Here is a 23,741-nt window from a genome sequence, read left to right on the forward strand (position 1 = left end):
GTTCATTCGTCGAGCATGGCCAGCATGTGGCTGCTCAGCGTTTCATGGTAGCCGTCGCCGTCGCGCTGCAGGAAGCGCGCGGCCAGGCCCTGCTCTTCCGCCAGCGCCATGCCGGCCTCGACACCCAGCACCGTCAGGGCCGTCGACCAGGCGTCGGCCGCCATGCATTGCTCGTGCACGACGGTGACGGAAGCGAGTTGATTGGCGATCGGCATGCCGCTGCGCGGATCGATGGTGTGTGAGAAACGCACGGTGCCATCCTGGAAGAAACGCCGGTAGTCGCCCGAGGTGGCCACGGACAAGCCGTGCAGCGCCAGCAGCATTTCGGCCGGATGCTGCGCATGATCGGCGCCATCGACCTGTTCCAGCATCACCCACCACGGCTGACCGTCGGGCTTGCTGCCGGCGCCGCGCAGCTCGCCGCCCACTTCGACCAGGTAATGCTGAATGCCCTGACTGTCCAGGTAGCGAGCCAGGCGATCCACGCCATAGCCCTTGGCCACGGCGGACAAATCGAGCTGCAAGCCGCCCGGCTGGCGCGCGCGGCGGGCCGGCAAATCGAGTTCCAGGCGGCGGCGCTGGCGCTGCGACAGCAGCAAGGCCACGGTATCGTCTTTCGGCGGCAGGAAACCCGGCTCATCGTAGCGGTTGCGGGGGCCGAAGCCCCACAGGTTGACGAGGGCGCCGGCGCACGGGTCATACGCGCCTCCGGACGCTTGCGACACGTGCATGGCAAAGCCCAGCACCTCGCAAAAGGCGGCGGGCAGGCTGTGCCAGCTGCCCGCCTCGGCCCGGTTGAAGCGGCCCAGGTCGGACTCGTCGCTCCAGTGGCTCATTTGCGCCACGACCAGGTCCAGCTGCTGCTGCAAGCCCTGCTGCAAGTCGGCGCTGCCCGCACGTCCCGGCATGGCGGATTCGAGCAGGCGCACCGACCAGCTGGTGCCCATGGTCAGGCCGCGCAAGTCCCGGATCGCGGCGCCGGGCGGCGCGACCTGATCGGAAATATGCTGCGGCAGCAGGACCCGGCGCATCGGCGCTTTCGTGACGATGCCGCCGCTTACTGCGGCAGCACTTCCACGGTGGCCGCGTACGTCATGCGGCGCTCGGGCATGGCGGGCGGCTGGCCGGCCACGGCCGGGGCGGCCGCTGGCCAGGTGCTGCTCAGGTAATACATGCCGGCCGCTGGCACCGTAAACGTGATCTCGCCCTTGGCATCCGTGCTCTGGCGGATTTCACCGAGCACGCCACGGTAGCGCACGCCACCTGGCACCAGGCTGAACGCCTGGTTCGCCGCCGGCTTGCCATCGATCAGGAAGCGCCACGTGGCTTTCTCGCCCGCGCGCAAGTCGTTCGGGTGCGTCACTGGCACGAATTCCAGGCCCACACCGGTCGGTTTGAACACTTCCGTGCTGGTTTCGCCATTGCTGAAGAAAGTTTCCAGGCGCGCTGCCGTGCGCGTGATTTTCAACTCTTGCGCATCGGCCGGCACTTCCTTCTTGAAGGTCTCTTCGTTGCCGCGGAAACGCTTCTGCTCGCCGTTGAGCTTGTAGCTGCCCATCACGTTTTGCGACACGATGGCCGCCTTGTACGTGCCCGGCTTTTCCATTTTGACGTCGAAGACGCTGCGCAAACGGCCCGTGACCGTGTTCGCCGGCGTGACTTTGGCGCCGTCCGGGCCGATGACTTGCAGCGCGTCCAGGCGCAGCGGCTGGTGGTCGATCTCGAACAGGCCGTCGGAGACGGCGGCGTCCACCGTCACCCAGGCGTCCTTGCTTTCCACCATCGTGCTCGATGGCACCATCCAGCCGCGGTGAGCGTGGGCGTTCATGGCCAGGCCGGCCAGGGCCAGGGCGATCAGGGATTTGTTGAATTGCTTGAACATGATGTGCGCCTTATGGTTTGAGTTGGACGACGACATTGCCGAGTTCTTCCTTGCCTTTGGCAGGCACGGACTGGGCCGATTTCAGCGGCCACTGGAACGGCACGCGCACCAGTTCGCGTCCACCCGCTTCGCGCGCCGCTTCCACCACCACCTGGTATTCGCCGGCCGGCAGCTTGTCGAGCAAGGCCTTGGCGCCGGGGAAAGTCAGGGTATGCTCGCCCGGCGCACGCGTGGCGCCGCTGACGCCGTCAACCGGCATGGCCAGGTCGCGGCCGCTCTTGCGCCACCATTGGCGCATGTCCTTCAGCCATTTTTCGCCTGCCTTGTCCTTCTTTTTCACGTCATACAGCACCGTCAGATTGCCGACGACCTTCTGGTCCGCCGTTTCCAGCCACGCCGCCACGTAGGGACGGTGGTATTCCGCCACGTTCAGTTGTGGGATTTCAATCTTGAGGGCCAGGTCGGCCGCCATCGCCGACGTACCGATCAGGGGAAGGCCAAGCGCCAGGGAGTAGCGTAATTTCATGGTGTGCCTGTAAAAAGGAAAATAAAAACGATCAATGGATAAACAGCAAGGCGATCGCGCAAGGTATCAAGATACCGAGACCCACCATCGGCCAGGTAAATGGCCGGTTGGCCGCGTGGAATTTCAAAATCAATAGCCCCGTCAGGCAAAACACGATGCAGGCGCCGGCAAAGATGTCGATGAACCAGCTCCACGCCACGCCCGTGTTGCGGCCCTTGTGGACATCGTTGAGCCAGGATACCCAGCCCCGGTCCGTCAATTCATATTCGGCGGCCCCGTCTTCGAGGCCGATGCGCACCCAGGCGTCGCCGCCCGCCTTGGGCAGCGGCAGATACACTTCGTCGATCGACCATTCGGCGGGACGCCCGCCCGCATTGAGCGACCATTGCTGCTTGAGCCAGGCTTCGGCCGCGGCCGGCATGGGCGCGTTGGCGCCATCGTGCTTGGCGGCATAGGCGGCCAGTTGCGTGACGAGGGGCGCCGGCAGCTCCGCCTTCTGGCGCGTGATGGACGGCTTGGATTCGATCTGGCCAGCGTGGTTCAGGGTGATGCCGGTAATGGCGAACAGAAACATGCCCAGCAGGCAAAGCGCGGAACTGATCCAGTGCCATTGATGCAAATTCTTCAGCCAGACGGCGCGGCTGGCGTTGTTCTTGGCCTTGTCCGCTGCGCCCGCATTACCCATCAAGCGCTCCCGGCAAGGAGCGGGCCAGGTGGCGCGACAAGTCAGTGTGCTTCATTCCCATCCTTCAATCAAAGTGCATGCTTATATTTTCAAACAAATGATAATGATTATCATTTATTAAGTCAATACATGGGGCGCTCCGCCGGGCCAGCGTTTTGTAACAGCTTTGAAACAAAGCTGGGCTGCTAAGTAAGCTGCCGTACAGAGCCGCGTGCCATGCCCGTCTATGCTGTTGTTCAGGACAATCAAACAGGAGCACACCCATGCAAGCGTATTCCAGCGAACAACTGGCCAGCATCGCGGCCAAGATCAAGGACGTCAAATTCGGCATGCTGACCACCAGCGACGACATGCGCACCCTCACCAGCCGGCCGTTGACGCAGCAGCAGGTCGACAGCGAAGGGCAAATCTGGTTTTTTGTCTCGGACGATGCCGCCTACACGCGCGACTTGCTGAACAATCCGCAAGTCAACGTCAGCTTTGTCGACACGGGCGACAGCCTGTATGTCTCCGTCTGCGGCCACGCGCAGCTGCTGAAGGACCGCGCCAAGGCGGAGGAATTGTGGAACCCGCTCGTAAAAGCCTGGTTCCCGGGCGGACTCGACGATCCGAAGCTGTCGCTGATCAAGGTGACGATACAGTCGGCCGAGTACTGGGATAGCAGCGCCAGCAAGATGATGCAATTCTATGAGATGGCCAGGGCCGCCATTACGGGCGAGCCGCCGAAGGACCTGGGCGAACATGGACGGGTCGACCTGTAGCGGAGCCTTCCTGATTTACCCGCGCGCATGCGGGCCAGTCGGCGTGTGCGAACACGCCTGACGGCTGGCCCTGTGGGGATGATCAAACAGTCAGGAAGGGAAGCTCAGACGCCCGTACTGCCCGTGGTGTCCGGCGCATCGTCGGCGCTCTGTCGGCTCTGTCCGGCGAGGCCGGACTGGTGATGGGGCAAGCGGTCGGCGCGCCGTACTTCGCCGATGGAAAACAGATCGTCGCCGATATCGAGGCCTTGCTCGCTATCGACCAGCACAAAGTTTTCGGCCGAATCGGCCGTGCTTTGCTTGCTGCCCGCCGTGGATGGCGTGCCGCCCTGGCTATTGCCCGCTGGCGGCGTATTCGAGTTGCCCATTATCTTCTCCCTGATCGTGAGTGAGTACCTGAGTGCAAGTTGGCTGCAAGTTGACTGCGAGGTGATGGCACGGTGATTGCACCTTGCCGGCCCAGCTCATTCATCATAGTTCATGGCTGCTGCATTGCATCAAAATTGTGCGGCAAGCGGACAGATGCGACATGACCAGCGGCGTGCCTGCCTGCCGCTGGTCATGCTCACTTACTACTGCTTGCTACTGCTCGTGACTACTTGTTACTGCTTCTTACTGCTTGTTGCGCGACCCCGAACTGGATCCCGAACCGCCGCTTTGCTTGTTGCCACTGTCGCGGCCGCCATCCTGGTTCATGCTGGCATTGTCGCGCGACCCGCTGGAGCTGGAAGCGCTTTGCCGGTTGGCATCGTTCTTGTGGCTTTGGCTGCCTGCGCGGCGGGCCTCTTCCGACGTGAACTCATGCGCCGTGCCCTTTTCATGCGCAGCACGTCCGCCTTCGCTGGCGATTTCACGCTGCTGGGCGGGATCCATGGAAGCGAAACCCCGTTTGCTGGTATCGCTTTGCTTGTTGCCGCTGCTGCTACTGCTGCTACTGGTTTTACTACCTTGCTGTTTATTGTCGCTCGATGTGGCCATGATGATCTCCTTAATCGATGGAATCAGAAACAATGCAAAAAACAATGCAAACCATGCAATTCTTCCCCCTCGCATGGCAAGGGAACCGTCATCTTAGTGCGCACATGGGGCACAAGAAATAGGAGGATGGCAAGAGCGCATGTAGGATGAGTCCCGCCCACGGTGGCGCAGTTACTTTCAGTTTTCCACCAAAAGTACCAGACACTCAGCAGTTAGCGGGTAGTGCGAAAACCGCCGCGTCGGCCGTCACGTAGACACGTTCGCCAGCGGCTGGCCGCACCGCATGGCCGCCCGTAAATGCGCCAAACGAGGGCAGGATGGCGCGCTGCTGGCCCAGCAGGAAACACGGCAGGCGCAAGCCGCCTCTTTCAGCGCGCAAGTGAAACACGGGATGCACGTGGCCGGCCAGCACATAGCCGGGCGCGGCGGTGTCCGGGTGATGGCAAAACGACAGCTTGCCCACCTGGTGCGGTTCATCGACCATGCGTATCCCCAGCGCGGCGGCCGGGTCGCCCGCATGGGCATCGTGGTTGCCGCGCACCACCGTCAGGCGCAGGCCCGGATGGCGCGCGCGCCAGGCCAGCATGGCGGCCACGGTGGCGGGCGCATGCGCGGCGCGCGCGTGCAGAAAGTCGCCGAGAAAGACGATTTCCTCGCAAGCGTAACTGGCCAGCAAGGCGTCGAGCGCCAGCAGGTTTTGCGTGGTGGTGCCGCGCGGCACGGGCATGCCCAGCGCGCGGAACGCGGCCGCCTTGCCGAAATGGATGTCGGCGATGACCAGCATCTTGCGCGCCGGCCAGTACCCGGCCTTGTGCGCCAGCAGCCATAGAATCTCGCCGGCCAGTTCCACCACGCAGTGCGCATGCCGCGACTCACTCATGCGGCCGCCTTTTCCAGCGCGCTGACCAGCCGCGCCACCCGGTCCGACAGTTTTTCCGTCGTCAGCTGTTCGCGGAAGCGCTCGACCATCAGGCCGAAGGCAAAGGGCGAGGCCCGCTCCAGCGGCTGCAGGGAAATGCGCCGTCCATGCAGCTCGCGCAAGGTGGCGCGCAGGCGCGTCAATTCCAGTTCCTGTTCCAGCACTTCGCGCTGTGCCTGCGTGAGCAGCAAATTGGCCGCATCGTGCTTGCGGAACACTTCAAAAAACAGCGAGGACGAGGCCTGCAGCTGGCGCGCGCTTTTCGGCTGGCCTGGATAGCCCTGGAACACCAATCCCGCGATGCGGGCGATTTCGCGGAAGCGCCGCTGCGACAATTCCGTCGCATTCAGGCTGGCCAGCACGTCTTCCAGCAAGTTGTCCGTGCTGAACAGGGCAATACCGGCGCCGCTGGCACCAATCAACAGCGGAGAAAAATCGATGTCGTCCGCACCCAGCAATTCAAAGCCGTAATCGTTGACGGCGATCGACAAGGTCGCCGGCTGCACGCGCGCGATGCGGTAAGCCAGCAATGACGCCAGGCCCAGGTGCACGGAGCGTCCCGCAAATGGATACACGAACAAGTGGTGGCCTTCGCGGCTGGACAGGGTTTCCAGCAGCAAGGTCGCGCGCGTGGGCAGGCTCGACCATGCCTGCTGGATGGCCAGCAGCGGCGCCAGCGCGCGCATTTCCGGGCCGCTGGCCTTGCCTTCCTGCGCCAGCTGCAACTGGTCCAGCACGGCGTGCGCCAGTTCCGACGACAGCGGCATCTTGCCGCCCTGCCAGCGCGGCACGGCGCCGCGGCTGCCTGTTGCGCGTCGCACGTAGGCCGTCATTTCGTGCACGCGCACGAATTCCAGGATGCGCCCGCCAAACAAAAAATGGTCGCCCGACTTCAGGCGCGCGATGAATGATTCCTCGATGCTGCCGATGCGGCCGCCACCGAGGAACTTGACCTGAATCGCCGCCTCCGACACGATGGTGCCAATGCTCATGCGGTGGCGCCGCGCCAGCGCCGCGTCCGGCACGCGGTACACGCCCTCCTCGTCCGGCAGCACCCTGCGGTATTCCGGATACACGGTGAGGCTTTGCCCGCCGCGCGCAACGAAATCGAGCGCCCATTGCCACTCCTCCAAGGTCAGGTCCCGGTACGACCAGGCCGCGCGCACTTCCGCGTACAGTTCGGCAGACTGAAAACCGCCACCCAGCGCGATCGTCACCAGGTGCTGCACCAGCACGTCGAGCGGCTTGTCCGGCACGGGCCGCGCTTCCAGGTGGCCTTGCGCAAGGGCGGCCCGGGCAGCAGCCGCTTCCAGCAATTCCAGGCTGTTGGTGGGCACCAGGGTGACGCGCGAAATGCGTCCCGGCGCGTGGCCGCTGCGCCCGGCCCGCTGCACCAGGCGCGCGATGCCTTTCGCGCTGCCCACTTGCAGCACGCGCTCGACGGGCAGGAAATCGACGCCCAGGTCCAGGCTGGAGGTGCAGACGACGGCTTTCAGTTCGCCCGTCTTCAAGTGCTGTTCGACCCACTCGCGCACTTCGCGGTCCAGCGAACCGTGGTGCAGGGCGATCAAGCCCGCCCAGTCGGGCCGCGCATCGAGCAGATGCTGGTACCACAGTTCGGCCTGCGAACGCGTGTTGGTAAACACGAGGGTGGTGGCGCTGCCTTCGATCTCGGCGATCAGCGGTTGCAGCATCTGAATGCCCAGGTGGCCGCCCCAGGGAAAGCGCGTGGGGTTGGCGGGGATCAGGCTGTCGACGAGGATGCGCTTTTTGACTTTCCCTTCCACCAGCACGCCAGCGTTTTCCTCGCCCAGCAAGACGTCCTGCGCCTGCCGCAGATTGCCCAGGGTGGCCGACAGGCCCCACGTCATCAACGTATCATTCCAGCGGCGCAAGCGGGCCAGCGCCAGCTGCACCTGCACCCCGCGCTTGCTGCCCATCAATTCATGCCACTCGTCGACGATCACGGTTTCCAGCAAGCTGAATCGGTCCTTGGCATCCACCTGGCTCAGCATCAATGACAGGCTTTCCGGCGTGGTCACCAGCACGTCGGGCCAGGCCTTCGCCTGCCGCGCGCGCTGCGCGGCGCTGGTATCGCCCGTGCGCGCCTCGATGCGCCAGCCGGGTACCAGCTCCGCGCCAGACGCTTGCAAGGCGCGCACGGTGTCGGCCGCCAGCGCCCGCATGGGCGTGATCCACAGCACGCGCAAGCCCTGTTTTTTAGCTTTGCGCGTCAGGCGCTCGGCGCGCAGCAAGGCGCCGAACCAGACGGCATAGGTCTTGCCCGAACCCGTGCTCGCATGCAGCAGACCCGATTGCCCCTGTGCAGCCGCACGCCAGACGGCGCGCTGGAACGGGAATATGGACCAGCCGCGCATGCCGAACCAGGCGTCGATGCGCTGCGCCAGCGCGCTTTTGCTCATCGCTTGCTCATGTGTTTTGCGCCAGCATGGCCTTCAAGGTGGCCAGGGTGTCCGCGTCGGCGATGGTCTTGTCTTCGCGCCGGCGCAGGATGCGGGGAAAGCGCACGGCGATGCCCGCCTTGTGCCGGCTGGACGCGGCGATGCCTTCGAAGCCGATCTCGAACACCATCGTCGGCTTGACGCTGCGCACGGGGCCGAATTTTTCTATCGTCGTCTTGCGGATGGCGGCATCGACTTGCCCGATTTCCGCATCCGTCAAACCGGAATACGCCTTGGCGAACGGCACCAGCTTACGTTCCCCTTCCTCAACGTCATCCCACACGGCAAACGTGTAATCCGTGTACAGCGACGCGCGCCGGCCGTGGCCCGCCTGGGCGTAGATCAGCACGGCGTCGACGGCATACGGGTCGATCTTCCACTTCCACCAGGTGCCCACATCTTTCGTGCGGCCCACGCCATACACGGCCGACACGGCCTTGAGCATCAAGCCTTCCACGCCGCGCGCCCGCGATTCGCTGCGGATGGCCGCCAGCGCCTCCCAGCTTGCCGCCGCTATGCGCGGCGACAAACGCAGCGCGGGAGAGTTCACGCCGGCCACGACGCTTTCCAGCAGCGCGCGGCGCTCGATCTGGGGCAGCTGGCGCACGTCCACGCCATCGAGTTCCAGCACATCGTAGGCCACGAGCACGGCCGGCAGCTCGGCCAGCAGCTTGGGCGAGACGCTCTTGCGGCCCATGCGTTGTTGCAGATCAGCAAATGGCGCGGGCACGTCGCCCGGCTGCCAGACGAGGATTTCGCCATCGAGCACGGTGCCTTCGGGCAAAGTCAGCTGCGCCAGTTCGGGAAAGCGCTCCGTGATCAATTCCTCGCCGCGCGACCACAGCCAGTTCACGCCTTCGCGGCGCAGCAGCTGGGCGCGCATGCCGTCGTATTTCCATTCGGCCAGCCAGTCGCCGACGTCGCCCAAGTTCTCCGGCCCCGCCTGCAAGGGATGTGCGAGGAAAAACGGATACGGCTGGCCGCCGCGCAGCGCATGTTCGCCGTCCGACTGCGCGGCGATCAGTTTGAGAAAACCCGCGCCCGTGGGGCTGACCTTGCCATCGGTCCAGCCCATCAGGCGTTGGGCGATCAGCTTGCTGTCGACGGCGGCGATGGAGGCCAGCGCGCGCGTCACCAGCAGCTTTGACACGCCCACACGAAAGCCGCCGCCGATCAGTTTGATCAGCAGGAAGCGTTCGCGCGTTTCCAGCTCATCCCAGTAGGCCAGCAAGTCGGCGCGGATGGTCTCGGGCGGCGCGCCGCGCAACGGTGCGATGCGCTGTTCGACCCACTCGGCCAGGCCGATGTCGCTGCGTTTGGTGGGCGCGGGCAGGATCAGGGCGATGGTTTCGGCCAGGTCGCCCACGGCGTGATAGGCCTCGTCGAACAGCCAGGCGTCAAGGCCAGCCCGCTCGGTCGCATACTCGCGCAGCAACTTGGTGGGCACGGCCTGGCGCGGCTTGCCGCCGGCCAGGAAGTACACGGCCCAGGCCGCATTCTCGGGCGAGGCGCCGCGAAAATAGGCTTGCAGCGCCGCCAGCTTGCGGCTGGTGGAGGTCGTCTCGTCGAGTTCCGCGTACAGCCGGGCAAAGTCACGCATGGGCGACGTCCTCCGCTGCCGTGGACGCACCGGGCACGCCGTCATCGGCCTCGTCGTCGCCATACTCCGTCTCGAAGCCGCCCGCCTGCCAGCCGTTCTGCTGCAGCCAGCGCACCATCACGGGAATCGCGCCATGCGTGACGATGATGCGTTCGGCCTGCGTGGCCTTGATCGCTTGCATCAGGCCGGGCCAGTCCGCATGGTCGGACAGGACAAAACCCCGGTCCACGCCACGCCGCCGGCGCGCGCCGCGCAGCAGCATCCAGCCGCTGGCGAACGCATCGCTGTAGTCGCCGAAGCGCTTCATCCATGGCGAACCGGCAGCCGATGGAGGCGCGATCACCATCGCCGTCTTCAGGGCCGCCTTGTCCGTCACGTCGCTCACCATCACGGTGGCGGGCAAGGCCACGCCCGATTCGCGGTAGACCTGCGTCAAGGCCTGCGCCGCGCCATGACAGATGATGGGACCGATGGAAGAATCGAGCCCGGCCAGGATGCGCTGCGCCTTGCCGAAGGCATAGCAGAACAGCACGCTGGTGCGCCCTTTGGCCGCATTCCTGCGCCACCACTGGTTGATGTCATCATTGATTTCCTGCGGCGCCTGCCAGCGGTAGATGGGCAGGCCGAACGTCGATTCCGTAATAAAAGTATCGCAGCGCACGGGCTCGAACGGTGCGCAAGTGGGGTCGGGCTGCAGCTTGTAGTCGCCCGACGCCACCCACACTTCACCGCCCACTTCCATGCGCACCTGGGCCGAACCCAGCACGTGGCCGGCCGGATGCAATGACACGCGCACGCCGTGATGGTCGATGCTCTCGCCATACGCGAGGGCCTGGATGGACACGGCGCCCAGGCGCGCACGCAGCACCTGCTCGCCGGGCGCGGCGCACAGGTAATGCCGGTGGCCAACTCTCGCATGGTCGGCATGTGCATGGGTGATGATGGCGCGCTCTACGGGGCGCCACGGGTCGATATAGAACTGACCCGGCACACAATACAAGCCTTCCTTGCGCACCACCACCATGTCTGCCATGCCCGGCTCCCTACGAAAAACCGTGTTGGAATGGGCTGATTCTAGCGCGCTTGCACCAGATCACTGTTCGGCAGCGCACCATGGCTTCACGCAGGGACAACGAACTCCGCCATGAAAGTACGCGTGGTGTTTTCCGGAAAGGCAATCGTGACCTGGTCGCCCGCGACCGACAGCACGGTGCCAATCTGGTAGCGCGGTACGCGCACGCGGCTGCCGACGGCGATCTGGGGCGCCGGCGCGGGCGGCGGCGCTTCGGCAGGCGCTGGAGGGAACTCGTCGAGGGAGATGGGCGCGGCCAGCGCGGGCGGCGACAGGCAATTGTCGCAGGTGCAGCAGCGCTCAAAATCGCCCGCATCGCCAAAGTAATCGAGCAGCAGTTTCCAGCGGCACAGGCCGCTTTGCGCATATGCCACCATCTGCTCGAGCGCTTGCTTGTCGCGCTCCTGCTTGTCGACATAGATCTGCGCCAGTTGCGCATACGAAGGCGTGGCGGACGACGGCGCTGTCAAGCGGTAGCCCAGCTTGCGGTCCTGGCGCAGCAGCTTGCCGTCTTTTAACAATTTCAGGCAGACCTTCAAGTGGCCGTCGGAAAACTCGGGCAAGCTGGACGCCAGCGCAGCGAACGCAAACGTGGCTGGCAATGTTTGCGCGGCCGCCACGATGGCCGCCACTTCTTCCGCCGTGGGATAGTGCTTGGCCAGAAAGAATTGCTGCACCCGCTTGTCTTCCTGGAAATACAGCAAGGTGCAGTCGGCGGGCAAGCCGTCCCGCCCTGCCCGGCCCGATTCCTGGTAGTACGCTTCCAGGTTGGCAGGCACCTGCAAGTGGATGACGAAGCGCGTGTCGGGCTTGTCGATGCCCATGCCGAAAGCATTGGTGGCGACCATGATGCGGCGTTCGCCATTCATGAACAAGTCCTGGTTGTGCTTGCGCTCGCGCGCCGCCAGCTTGCCGTGGTAGCACGTGACGCTCTCGCCCAGTTCCGCCAGCCGCGCCGCCAGATCCTCGACGGCCTTGACGGTGGCCGCATACACGATGCCCACGCCGGCCGTCTCGCGCAGCAGGCGCAAGACTTCGTCCTGTTTCTCTCCGGCATTCGTCACCTGGATCACGCGGTAGCGCAAATTGGCGCGGTAGATGCCGGTATTGATGACCTGCAGCTTGCGCGCTTCCAGCTGCGTGTCGATATCGTCGATCACTTCCCCTGTGGCCGTGGCCGTCAGCGCCAGCACGGGCGGACGGCCCAGTGCGCGCAGGGCGGCCGCGATTTCCAGGTAGGCGGGACGGAAGTCGTGGCCCCACTGGGAAATGCAATGGGCTTCATCGATGACGACCAGGCTGGGCGGCGCACTGGCCAGCAGGGACAGAAAATCGGGGCTGGCCAGGCGTTCCGGCGTGCAAAAGATGATGAGCCTGCCACCCTGGCTGATGCGGGCGATGGCCTCGTCCTCTTCGGTGCGCGACAGGCTGCTGTTGAGCTGCACGGCCGTGATGCCCAGTTCATGCAGTTTTTCCAGCTGGTCTTTCATCAGCGAAATCAGCGGCGACACGACCAAAGTGGCGCCCGGCAATAGCGCGGCGGGCAACTGGTAGCACAGCGACTTGCCGCTGCCGGTGGGCATGATGGCCAGGGTGTCGCGCCCGGCCAGCACGCTGTCGATGACGTCTTGCTGGCCCGCGCGCAACCGCGTCACGCCAAAGACCGTGCGCAGCAGGCGCTGTATGTGCTTGCCGGACTTGCCGGATTGGTTCGCAGTAGCCTGCATGATTGCTATCCCAAAAGTAAAAGCGCCATGCCGGCGCCCTTGCGCCTGGCTGCAGTTACTTTACGGCCGGGCCTGGCGCGCCGCCATAGGACGGCTGCCACAGCCCGTGTAGGACTTCAAGAAGTAAACAGGATGGCCCAGAACAGCATCAGCAGGCCGGCAATCGACACGCACCAGACGAGCGTGCGCACGACGGGCACGCCAAACGCATACAGGGGTAAATACAGCACGCGCGCGGCCAGGTACAGGGCCGTGCCGTACAGGGTCAGCGCGCTTTCCTGCGCCGTCACGTGGACGATCAGCACGGCGGCGGCGAACAGGGGCAAGGTTTCGAACAGGTTTGCCTGGGCCCGCCGCAAGCGGGCCGTGATCTTGCCCACGGGCGGCCCGTCGCCGTCGCGCGCGCTCACGTTATAGGCCGTGCCCGTTTCGCGCGTGCGAAACAGCGCGGGCAGGAGGATTTGCAGCAGCGCCAGCACCAAAGTACAAGCCAGCATCGTCAGTTCAGGGGTCATGCCTTACCTCTGCGGGTGAGACGGGCAAGCCATGCCGGCGCGTGCCCGTCAGGGTTGGTCGAGTGCCGCTTGCAACTCCATCAAATCATAAGGCTTGCGCAAGACGCTGGCGGAAAAGCCCAGCTCATCCATCGATTCCTTGCCATAGCCAGTGGAAAAGATGATGCGCATGTCCGGTTTGTCGCGCAGCACCATGCGCGCCAGCGCGATGCCGGACATGCCGGGCAGGCTGACATCCGTAAACAGGATATCGAAGTCTTGCTCGTTGAGCAATTCCCACGCCGCTTCGCCATCGGACACGCCGCTGACCGTGTGGCCCAGCATGCCCACCAGTTCGCACACCATCAGCTGGGAATCGAGATTGTCTTCCACCACGAGTATTTTCATCGATGTCGGCATGTCACCCTGCGGTGTTGGCGCATGGCCCGTCAAGTCCAGCCCCGGCGTGCCACCGCCCAGCACGCTGGACGCCGTGCTGCCGTCCGCCTGAATGCCGGCCACCGGCGCGCCGGACCGCTCAAACTGGCGCGCACGCATTTGCTGCTGGCGATTGGCCAGCACATGGCGCAGCTTGCGTGCCAGCTCTTCGCGCCGGTAGGGTTTGCTAAGCAATTCCACTCCTGCGTCGAGCCTGCCCTCGTGCACGATGACATCCTGCGCGTAGCCCGACGTAAACAGCACGGCGATATCGGACTGCAATTGGCGCGCCTGCAGCGCCATCTCCGTGCTGCTGACGGGACCGGGCATGATCACGTCCGTAAACAGCAAATCGATCTGCGCGCCGCTGTGCAGCACGGCCAGCGCGCTTTCACCATCCTCGGCCTTGAGCACCTTGTAGCCCAGCGCACCGAGCATGTCGACCACGGTGGTGCGCACACCGACGTCGTCTTCCACCACCAGCACCGTTTCCGTGCCGCCCGTGACGACGCCGCTCAATTCCAGTTCCTCGTCCGCTTCCGCCATCAGGGAGCGGGGCAAATAGATTTTGACTCCCGTGCCCACGCCAGGTTCACTGTAAATGCGGATATGGCCACGGCTTTGCGTGACAAAGCCGTACGCCATCGACAAACCCAGGCCCGTGCCCGCGCCTTCCGGCTTCGTCGTGAAAAACGGCTCGAACGCGCGCTGCAGGACGGCGCCGCTCATGCCGCGGCCCGTGTCCGTCACCGACAGCATCACGTACTGGCCGGCCGGCACATCGACCAGGTTGTGCACATACTGTTCGTCGAGCACGACATTGCCCAGCTCGATGGTCAGCTTGCCCGCGCCATCCATGGCGTCGCGCGCATTGATGGCCAGGTTGAGGATGACGTTCTCGATCTGGCTGCGGTCGACCAGGGTATTCCACAGTCCGCCGCCGCCCACCAGCACGATGTCGATCGCTTCGCCCAAGGCGCGCCGCAACAAGGCATCCATGTTGCGCACCACGCGCGCCAGGTCGGCCACCACGGGTTTCAAGGGCTGGCGCCGCGCAAACGCCAACAGATGCGACGACAATTTGGCGCCCCGCTCGACGGCGGCGATCGCCGTGTCCAGGCGCTGGCGCATCAAGCCATCCGTGCCCGCCAGATGATGCAACAAATGCAAATTACCGGAAATGATTTGCAGCACATTATTGAAATCGTGCGCGATCCCCCCTGTCAGCTGGCCCACGGCTTCCATCTTTTGCGCCTGGCGCAAGGCGTCTTCCGCCTTGGTGCGCTCGTTGACTTCCTGTTCGACCCGGTGCTCGAGCGTTTCGTTCAATTCATGCAGCGCTTTTTCCACGCGGCGCCGATCCGTGATGTCCGTCTTGACGGCGATCAAGGAACGCGTATGACCCTGCTCATCGACCAGGCGGCTGACATTGCTCGACACCCACACTTGCGAACCATCGGGTTTCAGGTAGCGCTTTTCCAGCGAGAACGACTCACCCGTTTCCACCAGGCGCTGGAACAGCACGCTGTTGCCAGGCACGTCCGCCGGATGCATGATGTCATTCATGTTCAGGCTCAGCAGTTCTTCGGCGGAACGGCCCAGCATGCAGCACAGGGCGCCGTTAACGCGCTGAAAACTGCCGTCGAGGCCCAGCTCGGACAAGCCCACCGACGCCTGGCCGAAAATGGCGGCCATGCGCTCCTGGCTGGCGTTCAGTTCATCCTCGATCTGGCGCCGCTCCGTCACGTCGAACGACACGCCCACGTAGCGGCGCTGGCCCGGCACGCGGCCGGCCACCACCTCGCCCTGGCGCGCGATCCAGCGCAGCGCGCCATCGGCGGGACGGCGGATGCGATATTCCACGTATTCGAGGGGATTGGGCGCCACAGCAAGCTTGCTGGGCCCGACCTTTTGCTGGTCGCGCGCATCGACCAGGCTCACCAGCAGGCGTTCCGTCACTTCTTCCTCGTCGGCAATGCCCCACAGGCGGCGGAAGGTGGGCGACACCAGCATCGCGCCCGTCTCGGGGAACCATTCGAAGGTCCCGATGCCACCGGCCTGCTGGGCCAGGCGCAAGCGTTCCTCGCCTTCCATGCGCTCGGTGACGTCGATGCCTTCGACGAGGATACCCGTGACCGCGCCCTCGTCATCCTTGATGGGCTGGTAGACGAAATCGATCTGGCGCTGCCCCGTCTGCCCGTCCGCCGTCTGCAAGTCCACCTTCACCTGGCGCCCCTCGTAAGGTTCGCCCGTGCGGTAGACCTGGTCGAGCAGTTCGATGAAACCTTGCGCCTTGACTTCAGGCAAGGCCGCTTCGACTGTCTTGCCCAGCAGATCGCGGTGGCCCACCAGGCGCAGATAATGCTCATTCGCCAGTTCGAACACGTGCCGCGGCCCGCGCAGCAGAGCCATGAAGCTGGGCGCCTGCTGGAACAGGGCGCGCAGCAGCGCGCGCTCCTCGCCCAGGCGGCGGTTGGCCGCGCGCACGGCCTCGCTCTCGGCCTGCAAAGTAGTGTTGAGTTCGCCCAGCTCGGCCGTGGCCAGCTTCAGCTGGCGCCCCTCTTCCATGCGCGCCGTCAATTCCAGCGCCGTGCACAGCACGCCATCGATCTGGCCGTCAGCGCCATGCACGGGCGTGTAATACAGGTCGAAACAGACGTCCGCGCGCTGGCCATCGCGCAACAGCGGCAAACAGCATTCGCGGTGCACCTGCGTCTCGCCGCGCAATCCCGCATCGAGGATGCGCGCGTTCCAGTCCCAGATTTCGGGCCAGACGGCCGGCACCGTATCGCCCAGCGCCGCCGGATGGCGCGCCCCGGCGATGTGGATGTAGTCGTCGTTGTAAATCATCACGTGCTGCGGGCCCCACATCAGCACCATCGCCATCGGCGAGTTGAGCACGATGTCGACGCTGGTGCGCAAATGGGCGGGCCAGCCATCGAGCGGGCCCAGGCTGGTGGCGGACCAGTCGCGCTGGCGCACCAGTTCGCCCATGTTGCCGCCGCCGCGCGGCCAGGCTGGCGCGCTCATGTGGCCAGTCCCGCTTGCACGCGCACCTGGCACTGGCGCGGGATGCGCACGGTCGCCAGCGTGCCCTGCGCAGCCGTCGAAGTGAGCTCGACCGTGCCACCGTGGGCCTTGACGAACATGTTGACCGTGTACAGGCCCAGCCCCAGGCCCTGCCCCGTCTTGCGCTTCTCGCCCGCCTGCTGGAACGGTTCGAACAGGGTCGGCAGCAAGGCGGCGGGGATGACGCCGCGATTGGCGATGCGCAATTGAATGCTGTCCGCGTCGCGTCCGTCCAGGGCCAGTTGCACCGGCGCGCCCTGCTCGCCATGCGTGAGGGCATTGCTTAACAGATTCGAGATGACTTGCGACAACAGGCCCGCATCGCAGAGCCCGTGCAGCTCGCCCACGCTGCTGACCTCGACAAGGGCGGCCTGGCCGGCCGTCTCGAACTCGTCGACGATGGCGCGCGCCAGCGCCAGGTAGTCGTGCGTGCTGCTGCGCAACTCCATCGTGCCGGAACGGATGCGCGCCAGGTCCAGCAACTGGTCGACCATGCGCGCCATGCGCTTGGCGCTGCTTTCGATGCGCTGCGCCGTGACGACCACCTTCGGGTGGTCGCTCATCATCGGCAACAGCATGGCGCCATTCATCACCACCGACAAGGGCGTACGCAAGTCGTGGCCCAGCACGGCCGTGAACAGTTCATTCAGGTGCAATGCATGCTTGAGCTCGTCGAGTTGGGCCGACAATTCGCGTTTTTGCTGGTACAGCTGGACCAGCACGGCCACCTTGCTTTGCAAGGCTTTCACGTCGATGGGCTTGTAGAGAAAATCGACGGCGCCCGCCTCGTAGCCACGGAAACTGTAGCTCGGTTCGCGCGACGCGGCCGTGAGGAAAATCAAGGGAATGCTGCGCGTGCGCTCGCTGCCGCGTATCAGCTCGGCCAGTTCGAAGCCATCCATCTGCGGCATTTGCACGTCGATCAGGGCCAGCGCCACTTCATGCGTCAACAGCAATTCCAGCGCTTGCGCGCCCGAGCTTGCCTTCAGGATGACAATACCGGGCCGTGCCAGCACGGCTTCGGCGGCGACCAGGTTTTGCGCGATGTCGTCAACGACGAGGATATGGATAGGTGCTGTCACGGGGTCATCTTCAGGCATCGCAACGGCAAGATGCCATCGTGTTTCGATATGGACATAAACATTGTTTCAATTCTCACATATATTACACGCACTGCACTATTTCCATTCACTTGTGTTCGCCATCGCCGAGCAATGCCAGGCTGGCAGCCATCTGCGGCAAATCGAGCACGCGGTCGGCACCGGCCCGCTTGAGCGCGGCCGCCGGCATGATGCCACAACTGGCCCGTTGCGGGTCTTGCACCCAGGCACTGCCACCCAGTTGCCGCACGCGCGCCAGGCCCGCCGCGCCATCGGCCGAGGCGCCCGTCAGGATGATGGCCAGCATGGCGCGCCGATAGGCCAGGGCCGCCGTTTCCAGCAGGACGTCGATGGACGGGCGCGAAAAATACACGGGCGCTTCCTGCGACAGGGAAAAACAGCCATCGGGTTCCACTTGCAGGTGGTAATCGGGCGGGGCGAAATACACGGTGCCGGCTTGCAGCGGCTCCTTGTCCTGCGCCTCGCGCAAGGGCAACTGGCAACGTTCCGCATACAGATGCGGCAACTGGCTCGAGCGGCCAGGCGCCAGGTGCAGCACCACCACCACGGTGGCGCGGCAGGTAGCGGGCAAGGCACGCAGCACGATGCCCAGCGCTTCCACGCCGCCGGCCGAGGCGCCGATGGCGATCAGGCGCAGGCCAGCGGGCGGTGGCGCCACGTCGCAGCTTGGCAGCATGTCAGGCACGCTGGAAGATGCGTTCAGCCGGACTCAGCTCGTTGAAGCTGGCCGCATGGCGGCTGAAATGCAGGCTTTCCTTCATGCCCAGCCCCAGGAAACCCCGGTTCACCAGTGCTTCGTGGAACAGGCCCAGGCTGCGGTCTTGCAAGTCTTTATTGAAGTAAATCATGACGTTACGGCAGGAAACCATGTGCACCTCCGAAAACACGCTGTCCGTCGCCAGACTGTGGTCGGCGAAGACGAACTGGCGCCGCAAGCGCCGCTCAAAGATGGCGCCCTTGTAGGCCGCCGTGTAATAGTCGGACAGCGAACGCTTGCCGCCCGCCAGCTGGTAATTCTCGCTGAACTGGGCGATGCGCTCGATCGGATAAATGCCCGCTTCGGCGGCGGCCAGCGCTTCCACGTTGATGTCCGTCGCGTAAATCATGCTGCGCTCAAGCAAGCCTTCCTCTTCCAGCAAGATGGCCAGCGACCATACCTCTTCCCCGCTGCTGCAGCCGGCCACCCAGATCTTGATGGAAGGATAGGTATGCAGGATGGGCACGACTTTTTCGCGCAAGGCGCGAAAATAGGCGGGATCGCGGAACATCTCGCTCACTTGCACAGTGAAAAACTGCAGCATCTGCGCGAACATGGCCGGCTCGTGCAAGATGCGGTCCTGCAATTGCGACAGGCTGGCGCAGCCGAAGCGCTCCATGGCCTGGCGCATGCGCCGGCGCAGCGACGCCACGGAATAATCACGGAAATCGTGCTGATAGCGCAGCAGTATTCCCTCAAGCAATAACTTCAGTTCTATATCGAAAATATCGTCATCTAACAACATCCACCTCATCGGATACCTGACCGTTGAACACGGTACAACCTGCCAAATGCTAGCAGATCACCGGCAATTATCCCGCAGAGAAAGTGTCAGTTAGGTACGCTGGCGTACACTCGCGCGTTTTTTTCAGGCATCGACGCCCTTCATGCCCTCCTCCGTATAGCGCGCGCCGGCCGCCATGCCCAAAGGAAAGGCGGCGTTCATCGCCGCCAGTTCCGCCCCGTCCAGCCGCACGGTCAGCGCGCCGAGGTTGTCGTGCAGATACGCGATGCGCTTGGTACCGGGGATGGGAATGACGTCATCGCCTTGCGCCAGCAGCCAGGCCAGCGCCAGCTGGCCCGGCGTGCAGCCTTTTGCGCGCGCCATGTCCCGGACTTGCGCGACGATGGCCTGGTTGCGCGCCAGGTTATCGGCCGCAAAGCGGGGATTGAAGTGGCGGAAATCATCTGCGTCCAGGCTGGCCGCATCGGCAATGGCGCCCGTCAGGAAACCGCGCCCCAGCGGACTGTAGGCAAAGAAACTGGCGCCCATGTCGCGGCAGGCGGCCAGCACGCCCTGCTCCGGTTCGCGCGTCCACAGCGAGTATTCGCTCTGCACGGCGGCCACGGGGCAGATGGCCGCCGCGCGCCGCAAGGTGGCGACGCTCACTTCGCACAGGCCCACGGCGCGGATCTTGCCCTCTTGCCGCAGTTGCGCCAGCGCCCCCATCGACTCGTCCAGTGGCGTCTCGAGATTCAGGCGATGCAGATAGAACAGGTCGATGCTCTCCACGCCCAGGCGCCTCAGCGACGCTTCGCACGCCTGGCGGATGTAGGCGGGGGAATTGTCGACGCGGCGCGCATAACTGCCCGCCTCGCGCGCCAGGCCGCACTTGGTGGCGACCAGGGCCTGGCCCCGGTGGCGCGCCAGGAAGCGTCCCAGCAATTGCTCGTTGTGGCCGAAACCGTAGGCGTCGGCCGTGTCGAACAGGGTCACGCCGGCCGCCAGGGCCGCTTCCAGCGTCGCCAGGGATTGCGCCTCGTCCGTGGCGCCATAAAATTCCGACATGCCCATGCAGCCCAGGCCCAGTGCCGAGCTGGTCAAGCCGCTATTGCCGATCCGTCGTTGTTGCAGTTGCATGTTGATCTCCCTCATTGTCAATGCGGCCAGTCTGGACCGCGCCGACCGGCAAGGGAATGCCTGATTTCGTGATACCTTTATGGTATGAGAGCCCTCGATACCCACGCATTGACCCTGTTTTGCGCCGTCGCCCGCTGCCTGAACTTTCGCCAGGCGGCGGAGCAATTGCACATGACCCAGCCGCCCTTGTCGCGCGCCATCAAAGGGCTGGAAGACAAGCTGGGCGCGCGCCTGTTCGAGCGCGACACGCAGGGCGTGGCCTTGACGCAAGCGGGACGCACGCTGCTGCCGCAGGCGCTGCACATCCTCGATTTGCTGGAGACGGCGCAAGCGTCGCTGCGGCAAGACAGCGCGCCCGCGCGCCTGCGCCTGGGTCTGACGAGCTCCGTGGCGGCCGGCCTGTTCCGTCCGCTGCTGGCGGCGCTGGAGGGGCAGCTGGGCAATGTCCGTCTGGAGCTGACGGCGGCGCCTTCGCCGCGCCTGGTGGCTAGCGTGCGCAAGGGCCAGCTCGATGCGGCCCTGCTCGCGCTACCCAGCGCCACGTTCGAACTGGCCGTGCAGCCGCTGGCGCGCCAGGCCATGATGCTGGCCCTGCCCGCCGGCCACCGGCTGGCGAAGAAGCGCAAGCTCAGCCTGGCCGACATTTCGATGGAATCCGTCTACTGGTTCGAACGGGCGCGCCAGCCCGCCTTCTTCGACCATTGTCAGCAAGTGTTTCGCCGGCATGGCTTCGCGCCGCATTTCCTGCGTGAAGCGCCCGATCACCATGTGCTGCTCGGCGACGTGGCGGCCGGCAAGGGCATGGCCCTGCTGGCCGACTCCTTCCGCGCACTGCGCCTGGACGGCGTGGCCTACCGAAAATTGGTGGAGGGCGAGGAATTGGCGGCCGGCATCGGCCTGGCCTGGCAGGCCGATACGGGCCATGCGTCCCTGCCCCTGTTGCGCCAACTGGCGCAAGAACATCTGAACATCAGTTGCCGGCCTTGACGGCGATGAATTCGCCCTTGCCGACGGTGGCCAGGCACGTCGTGTAGCGGCTGTCGGCGCGGATGGCCTCAAGAAACTCCGCCATGTCCGCGTAGTGCGAACTGGCGTTGTCGACCACCAGCACGCCGCCGGCCGCCAGCGCGCGGTCCAGCTGCGGCCACCACTGCGCGTATTGCTGGCGCGCGGAATCGAGGAAGATGAAATCGTAGGCGCCGTCGGCCGCATCGCGCAGCACGTCGCCCGCGTCCGCCAGCAGCTGACCGATCACGCCTTGCAATTGCGCGCGCACAAAGTTGTCGTGCGCCATGTCGAACTTGTCCTGCGCCTTTTCCACCGTCACCACCTTGCCGCCCAGCGCCTGCACGGCGCGCGCCAGCCACAGGGTGGAATAGCCGTTCGACGTGCCGATTTCCAGCACCCGCCGGGCGCCGCGCGCGTGCACCATTACGGCCAGCAATTCGCCCGTGTCGCGCGTGATGTTGAGCATGCGGCTGGCCCGCGCCGTGTGCGCCGCATCGTTGCTGTTACCAAATGCTTCCAGTTCACTCAACAGTGTATCGATGCTTGGCATGGCGCCTCCTTGTTCAAAACACCAGCATAGCAAAAAAACTATGCCGGTGCGCGGCGCAGCGGACGTTTCAGATACTGCACCATCACCACGCCCAGCAGGGTCACGCCGCCACCGATCACATCGTAGCTGTGCAGGGTTTCGCCGAGGAACAGCATGGCGATGATCACCGTGAACACAGGCAGCAGATTCATCAAGGTCGTCGCGCGGCTCGGTCCCAGCTTGGCCAGGCCATGCATCCACAGAAACGGCGCGATGATCGAGGCGGGAATGCCGGCAAACAGCACCAGCGGCAGGCCGGCGCTGGTGACGGGCGGCGCGGACTGGCTCAGGTAATACACGAACAGCACGGGCACGGCGCACCAGACCTGGATCAGCAGCGAATGCCAGTTATTCAGGGGAATTTTCCAGCGCTTGAGCAACACGCCATAGCCCGCATACGACAGGCACGCCAGCAGCATCAGGGCGTCACCGACGGCCGCGCCATGGGCGAGCAGGGCGGCCGGGTCGCCATGGCTGAGCAAGTAGGCCAGTCCCAGCAGCGACATCAGACCGCCAAACACGCCGCCCACGGTGGGCGCCTCGCCCAGCAGCAACACGGACAGGCCGACGGCCAGCAGCGGCATCATGGACGCCAGGATGCCCATGTTCGTCGCCGTCGTCGTTTGCGCGGCGATGTAGGCGAGGCACTGGTACATGACCATGCCCAGCATGCCCAGCACAAACAGTTTGCCAAGGTAGGGCTTCACCACGGCCCGCTGCTTCCATACGGGACGGGCGAACACCAGCGCCAGCAGCACGCCAGCCAGCAGCCAGCGGTAGAACGAGATGGCGGCCGGATCGATCACGCCCACGGCCATCTTGCTGACGATGGTATTGATGGCCCAGATCAGCACGGCGATCACGGGTAACAGATAGTGTTTCACTTGCATGCGGCGTACTCCATTATTCAATACCGCCATTTTCGCATGGTCCGATTCCATGGATATAATGAATACCGGACAAACGATGCGAAGAACAGGACAAAGACACCATGGCCAGCAACCAGCATTTTCCCGCCGTTTCCGACACCCTGCCCTATCCCGTGTACTTTCGCCTCGACGATTACCACGCGCACCAGCAATTCGATTACCAGAGCCATCCGTGGGGCCAGCTCACGTATTGCTCCACGGGCGTGATGGAAATCATGGTGGCGGGCCAGCGCTACCTGTCGCCGCCCCAGTACGCCGTGTGGATACCGCCCGAGACCTTGCACGACGGCTATATCCGCCAGGATGTCGTGTTTCACTCGGCCTACATCGACGCCAGCCTGTGCGCACAACTGCCGGCCCAGCCGTGCGCGCTGGTATTGAGTCCCTTGCTCAAAGCCATACTCGGCGACTTTGCAGAAAGAAACGTCACCACGCCCGCCACCGAAGCCGACCAGCGCCTGGCGCAGGTGCTGGTCGACCAGCTGCAACTGGCGCCGTGCAGCCGCAACTACCTGCCCGGCAGCGACGAACCCGTCATCGCGGCGCTGCTGGCCGCCCTGCAGGCGGAGCCGGGCAGTAACCGCTCACTGGCGGAGTGGGCCGCGCAACTGCACGTGACCGAGCGCACCCTGGCGCGCCGCTGCCAGCGCGAACTGGGCATGCCGTTCGGCGAATGGCGCCAGCGCCAGCGCTTCCTGGCCGCCCTGCCCCTGCTGGAACAGGGAGACACCGTGCAGGCGATCGCGCTGGAACTGGGCTACAGCACGGCCTCGGCCTTCATCGCCATGTTTCGCCGCCAGAGCGGCGGCACGCCCGACCAGTTCCGCCGCGGCCTGCGCTGAAAAAGCGGATCCGCTTTGTCA

Annotated in this window: 22 protein-coding genes; 3 read left to right on the plus strand and 19 right to left on the minus strand. The window is 64.6% G+C overall.

Going from position 1 to position 23,741, the window contains the following annotated elements; translation table 11 throughout:
- Positions 1-2: 2 nt before the first annotated feature.
- From P9875_RS22890 to P9875_RS22905, 4 genes are read right to left on the minus strand one after another with little or no spacing between them, the layout of a single operon-like run.
- Positions 3-1,031: an FAD:protein FMN transferase gene (locus tag P9875_RS22890; protein ID WP_278316685.1), complete on the minus strand. Its 1,029-nt coding sequence runs from the start codon at positions 1,029-1,031 to the stop codon at positions 3-5.
- A gap of 26 nt (positions 1,032-1,057) precedes the next feature.
- A complete protein-coding gene (locus P9875_RS22895) occupies positions 1,058-1,882 on the minus strand; it encodes a DUF4198 domain-containing protein (RefSeq protein ID WP_035821073.1) in 825 nt (274 codons plus the stop codon).
- Positions 1,883-1,892: 10 nt separating this feature from the next.
- On the minus strand, positions 1,893-2,408 hold the full coding sequence (locus P9875_RS22900) for a DUF2271 domain-containing protein (protein ID WP_034783417.1): 516 nt from the start codon (positions 2,406-2,408) through the stop codon (positions 1,893-1,895).
- A 31-nt stretch (positions 2,409-2,439) separates the two neighbouring features.
- Entirely contained in the window at positions 2,440-3,093 is a 654-nt protein-coding gene (locus P9875_RS22905; RefSeq protein WP_035821075.1) for a PepSY-associated TM helix domain-containing protein, read from the minus strand.
- A gap of 263 nt (positions 3,094-3,356) precedes the next feature.
- Between P9875_RS22905 and P9875_RS22910 the strand changes: the two genes are divergently transcribed.
- Positions 3,357-3,854, plus strand: a complete 498-nt coding sequence (locus tag P9875_RS22910; protein ID WP_278316686.1) for a pyridoxamine 5'-phosphate oxidase family protein — start codon at positions 3,357-3,359, stop codon at positions 3,852-3,854.
- Between the two features lie 104 nt (positions 3,855-3,958).
- Here the strand turns inward: P9875_RS22910 and P9875_RS22915 are convergent, their stop codons facing one another.
- From P9875_RS22915 to P9875_RS22975, 13 genes are all read right to left on the minus strand, one after another.
- On the minus strand, positions 3,959-4,222 hold the full coding sequence (locus P9875_RS22915; RefSeq protein WP_278316687.1) for a hypothetical protein: 264 nt from the start codon (positions 4,220-4,222) through the stop codon (positions 3,959-3,961).
- 244 nt (positions 4,223-4,466) lie between these two features.
- Positions 4,467-4,832 carry a KGG domain-containing protein gene (locus P9875_RS22920; protein ID WP_278316688.1) on the minus strand — a complete coding sequence of 122 codons (366 nt, stop codon included), beginning with the start codon at positions 4,830-4,832 and terminating at the stop codon, positions 4,467-4,469.
- A gap of 205 nt (positions 4,833-5,037) precedes the next feature.
- Positions 5,038-5,712: a ligase-associated DNA damage response endonuclease PdeM gene (gene pdeM, locus P9875_RS22925; RefSeq protein ID WP_278316689.1), complete on the minus strand. Its 675-nt coding sequence runs from the start codon at positions 5,710-5,712 to the stop codon at positions 5,038-5,040.
- A complete protein-coding gene (locus tag P9875_RS22930; RefSeq protein WP_278316690.1) occupies positions 5,709-8,174 on the minus strand; it encodes a ligase-associated DNA damage response DEXH box helicase in 2,466 nt (821 codons plus the stop codon). The genes pdeM and P9875_RS22930 overlap by 4 nt, the downstream gene beginning before the upstream one ends.
- Positions 8,175-8,181: 7 nt before the next feature.
- Positions 8,182-9,813, minus strand: coding sequence for an ATP-dependent DNA ligase (locus P9875_RS22935; RefSeq protein WP_278316691.1), 1,632 nt, complete (start codon positions 9,811-9,813; stop codon positions 8,182-8,184).
- Positions 9,806-10,846, minus strand: coding sequence for a ligase-associated DNA damage response exonuclease (locus P9875_RS22940; protein WP_278316692.1), 1,041 nt, complete (start codon positions 10,844-10,846; stop codon positions 9,806-9,808). The genes P9875_RS22935 and P9875_RS22940 overlap by 8 nt, the downstream gene beginning before the upstream one ends.
- A gap of 86 nt (positions 10,847-10,932) precedes the next feature.
- Positions 10,933-12,612, minus strand: coding sequence for a RecQ family ATP-dependent DNA helicase (locus P9875_RS22945; RefSeq protein WP_278316693.1), 1,680 nt, complete (start codon positions 12,610-12,612; stop codon positions 10,933-10,935).
- Positions 12,613-12,728: 116 nt separating this feature from the next.
- Positions 12,729-13,127 (minus strand): MAPEG family protein, encoded by a 399-nt coding sequence (locus P9875_RS22950; RefSeq protein ID WP_278316694.1) that lies wholly within the window; start codon positions 13,125-13,127, stop codon positions 12,729-12,731.
- A 48-nt stretch (positions 13,128-13,175) separates the two neighbouring features.
- Positions 13,176-16,574: a PAS domain S-box protein gene (locus P9875_RS22955; protein ID WP_278316695.1), complete on the minus strand. Its 3,399-nt coding sequence runs from the start codon at positions 16,572-16,574 to the stop codon at positions 13,176-13,178.
- A complete protein-coding gene (locus tag P9875_RS22960) occupies positions 16,571-17,695 on the minus strand; it encodes a hybrid sensor histidine kinase/response regulator (protein WP_278316696.1) in 1,125 nt (374 codons plus the stop codon). Before P9875_RS22960 ends, P9875_RS22955 begins: the two co-directional genes overlap by 4 nt.
- Positions 17,696-17,801: 106 nt before the next feature.
- The gene (locus P9875_RS22965) at positions 17,802-18,410 is read right to left on the minus strand and encodes a chemotaxis protein CheB (protein WP_035821099.1); all 609 of its coding nucleotides are present in this window, start codon (positions 18,408-18,410) and stop codon (positions 17,802-17,804) included.
- A gap of 1 nt (position 18,411) precedes the next feature.
- Complete coding sequence (locus P9875_RS22970; protein WP_200880276.1) at positions 18,412-19,236, minus strand: CheR family methyltransferase; 825 nt, start codon at positions 19,234-19,236, stop codon at positions 18,412-18,414.
- 123 nt (positions 19,237-19,359) lie between these two features.
- Positions 19,360-20,352 (minus strand): aldo/keto reductase, encoded by a 993-nt coding sequence (locus tag P9875_RS22975; RefSeq protein WP_278316697.1) that lies wholly within the window; start codon positions 20,350-20,352, stop codon positions 19,360-19,362.
- Positions 20,353-20,436: 84 nt separating this feature from the next.
- Here P9875_RS22975 and P9875_RS22980 point away from each other — a divergent pair, with 84 nt between their 5' ends.
- On the plus strand, positions 20,437-21,339 hold the full coding sequence (locus P9875_RS22980; protein WP_278316698.1) for a LysR family transcriptional regulator: 903 nt from the start codon (positions 20,437-20,439) through the stop codon (positions 21,337-21,339).
- Here P9875_RS22980 and P9875_RS22985 read toward each other — a convergent pair.
- Positions 21,323-21,910 carry an O-methyltransferase gene (locus P9875_RS22985; RefSeq protein ID WP_099403631.1) on the minus strand — a complete coding sequence of 196 codons (588 nt, stop codon included), beginning with the start codon at positions 21,908-21,910 and terminating at the stop codon, positions 21,323-21,325. The genes P9875_RS22980 and P9875_RS22985 overlap by 17 nt on opposite strands.
- A gap of 38 nt (positions 21,911-21,948) precedes the next feature.
- Positions 21,949-22,839: a DMT family transporter gene (locus P9875_RS22990; RefSeq protein ID WP_278316699.1), complete on the minus strand. Its 891-nt coding sequence runs from the start codon at positions 22,837-22,839 to the stop codon at positions 21,949-21,951.
- A gap of 101 nt (positions 22,840-22,940) precedes the next feature.
- Here P9875_RS22990 and P9875_RS22995 point away from each other — a divergent pair, with 101 nt between their 5' ends.
- Positions 22,941-23,720: an AraC family transcriptional regulator gene (locus P9875_RS22995; protein ID WP_099403630.1), complete on the plus strand. Its 780-nt coding sequence runs from the start codon at positions 22,941-22,943 to the stop codon at positions 23,718-23,720.
- The last annotated feature ends 21 nt before the right edge of the window (positions 23,721-23,741 follow it).

Origin of the sequence: Janthinobacterium rivuli, from assembly GCF_029690045.1 — a bacterium.
GTDB classification, from domain to species: Bacteria; Pseudomonadota; Gammaproteobacteria; order Burkholderiales; family Burkholderiaceae_D; genus Janthinobacterium; species Janthinobacterium rivuli.

Excerpts from the sequence above, each read along its gene's own strand:
- P9875_RS22945 (WP_278316693.1), bottom strand. The coding sequence starts at position 12,612 with ATGCAGGCTACTGCGAACCAATCCGGCAAGTCCGGCAAGCACATACAG.
- P9875_RS22995 (WP_099403630.1), top strand. The coding sequence starts at position 22,941 with ATGGCCAGCAACCAGCATTTTCCCGCCGTTTCCGACACCCTGCCCTAT.
- P9875_RS22955 (WP_278316695.1), bottom strand. The coding sequence starts at position 16,574 with ATGAGCGCGCCAGCCTGGCCGCGCGGCGGCGGCAACATGGGCGAACTG.
- P9875_RS22980 (WP_278316698.1), top strand. The coding sequence starts at position 20,437 with ATGAGAGCCCTCGATACCCACGCATTGACCCTGTTTTGCGCCGTCGCC.
- P9875_RS22935 (WP_278316691.1), bottom strand. The coding sequence starts at position 9,813 with ATGCGTGACTTTGCCCGGCTGTACGCGGAACTCGACGAGACGACCTCC.
- P9875_RS22920 (WP_278316688.1), bottom strand. The coding sequence starts at position 4,832 with ATGGCCACATCGAGCGACAATAAACAGCAAGGTAGTAAAACCAGTAGC.
- P9875_RS22930 (WP_278316690.1), bottom strand. The coding sequence starts at position 8,174 with ATGAGCAAAAGCGCGCTGGCGCAGCGCATCGACGCCTGGTTCGGCATG.
- P9875_RS22990 (WP_278316699.1), bottom strand. The coding sequence starts at position 22,839 with ATGCAAGTGAAACACTATCTGTTACCCGTGATCGCCGTGCTGATCTGG.
- P9875_RS22940 (WP_278316692.1), bottom strand. The coding sequence starts at position 10,846 with ATGGCAGACATGGTGGTGGTGCGCAAGGAAGGCTTGTATTGTGTGCCG.
- P9875_RS22985 (WP_099403631.1), bottom strand. The coding sequence starts at position 21,910 with ATGCCAAGCATCGATACACTGTTGAGTGAACTGGAAGCATTTGGTAAC.
- P9875_RS22970 (WP_200880276.1), bottom strand. The coding sequence starts at position 19,236 with ATGTTGTTAGATGACGATATTTTCGATATAGAACTGAAGTTATTGCTT.
- P9875_RS22910 (WP_278316686.1), top strand. The coding sequence starts at position 3,357 with ATGCAAGCGTATTCCAGCGAACAACTGGCCAGCATCGCGGCCAAGATC.
- P9875_RS22950 (WP_278316694.1), bottom strand. The coding sequence starts at position 13,127 with ATGACCCCTGAACTGACGATGCTGGCTTGTACTTTGGTGCTGGCGCTG.
- P9875_RS22900 (WP_034783417.1), bottom strand. The coding sequence starts at position 2,408 with ATGAAATTACGCTACTCCCTGGCGCTTGGCCTTCCCCTGATCGGTACG.
- P9875_RS22975 (WP_278316697.1), bottom strand. The coding sequence starts at position 20,352 with ATGCAACTGCAACAACGACGGATCGGCAATAGCGGCTTGACCAGCTCG.
- P9875_RS22890 (WP_278316685.1), bottom strand. The coding sequence starts at position 1,031 with ATGCGCCGGGTCCTGCTGCCGCAGCATATTTCCGATCAGGTCGCGCCG.
- P9875_RS22895 (WP_035821073.1), bottom strand. The coding sequence starts at position 1,882 with ATGTTCAAGCAATTCAACAAATCCCTGATCGCCCTGGCCCTGGCCGGC.
- P9875_RS22915 (WP_278316687.1), bottom strand. The coding sequence starts at position 4,222 with ATGGGCAACTCGAATACGCCGCCAGCGGGCAATAGCCAGGGCGGCACG.
- pdeM (WP_278316689.1), bottom strand. The coding sequence starts at position 5,712 with ATGAGTGAGTCGCGGCATGCGCACTGCGTGGTGGAACTGGCCGGCGAG.
- P9875_RS22905 (WP_035821075.1), bottom strand. The coding sequence starts at position 3,093 with ATGGGTAATGCGGGCGCAGCGGACAAGGCCAAGAACAACGCCAGCCGC.
- P9875_RS22965 (WP_035821099.1), bottom strand. The coding sequence starts at position 18,410 with ATGCTGCCAAGCTGCGACGTGGCGCCACCGCCCGCTGGCCTGCGCCTG.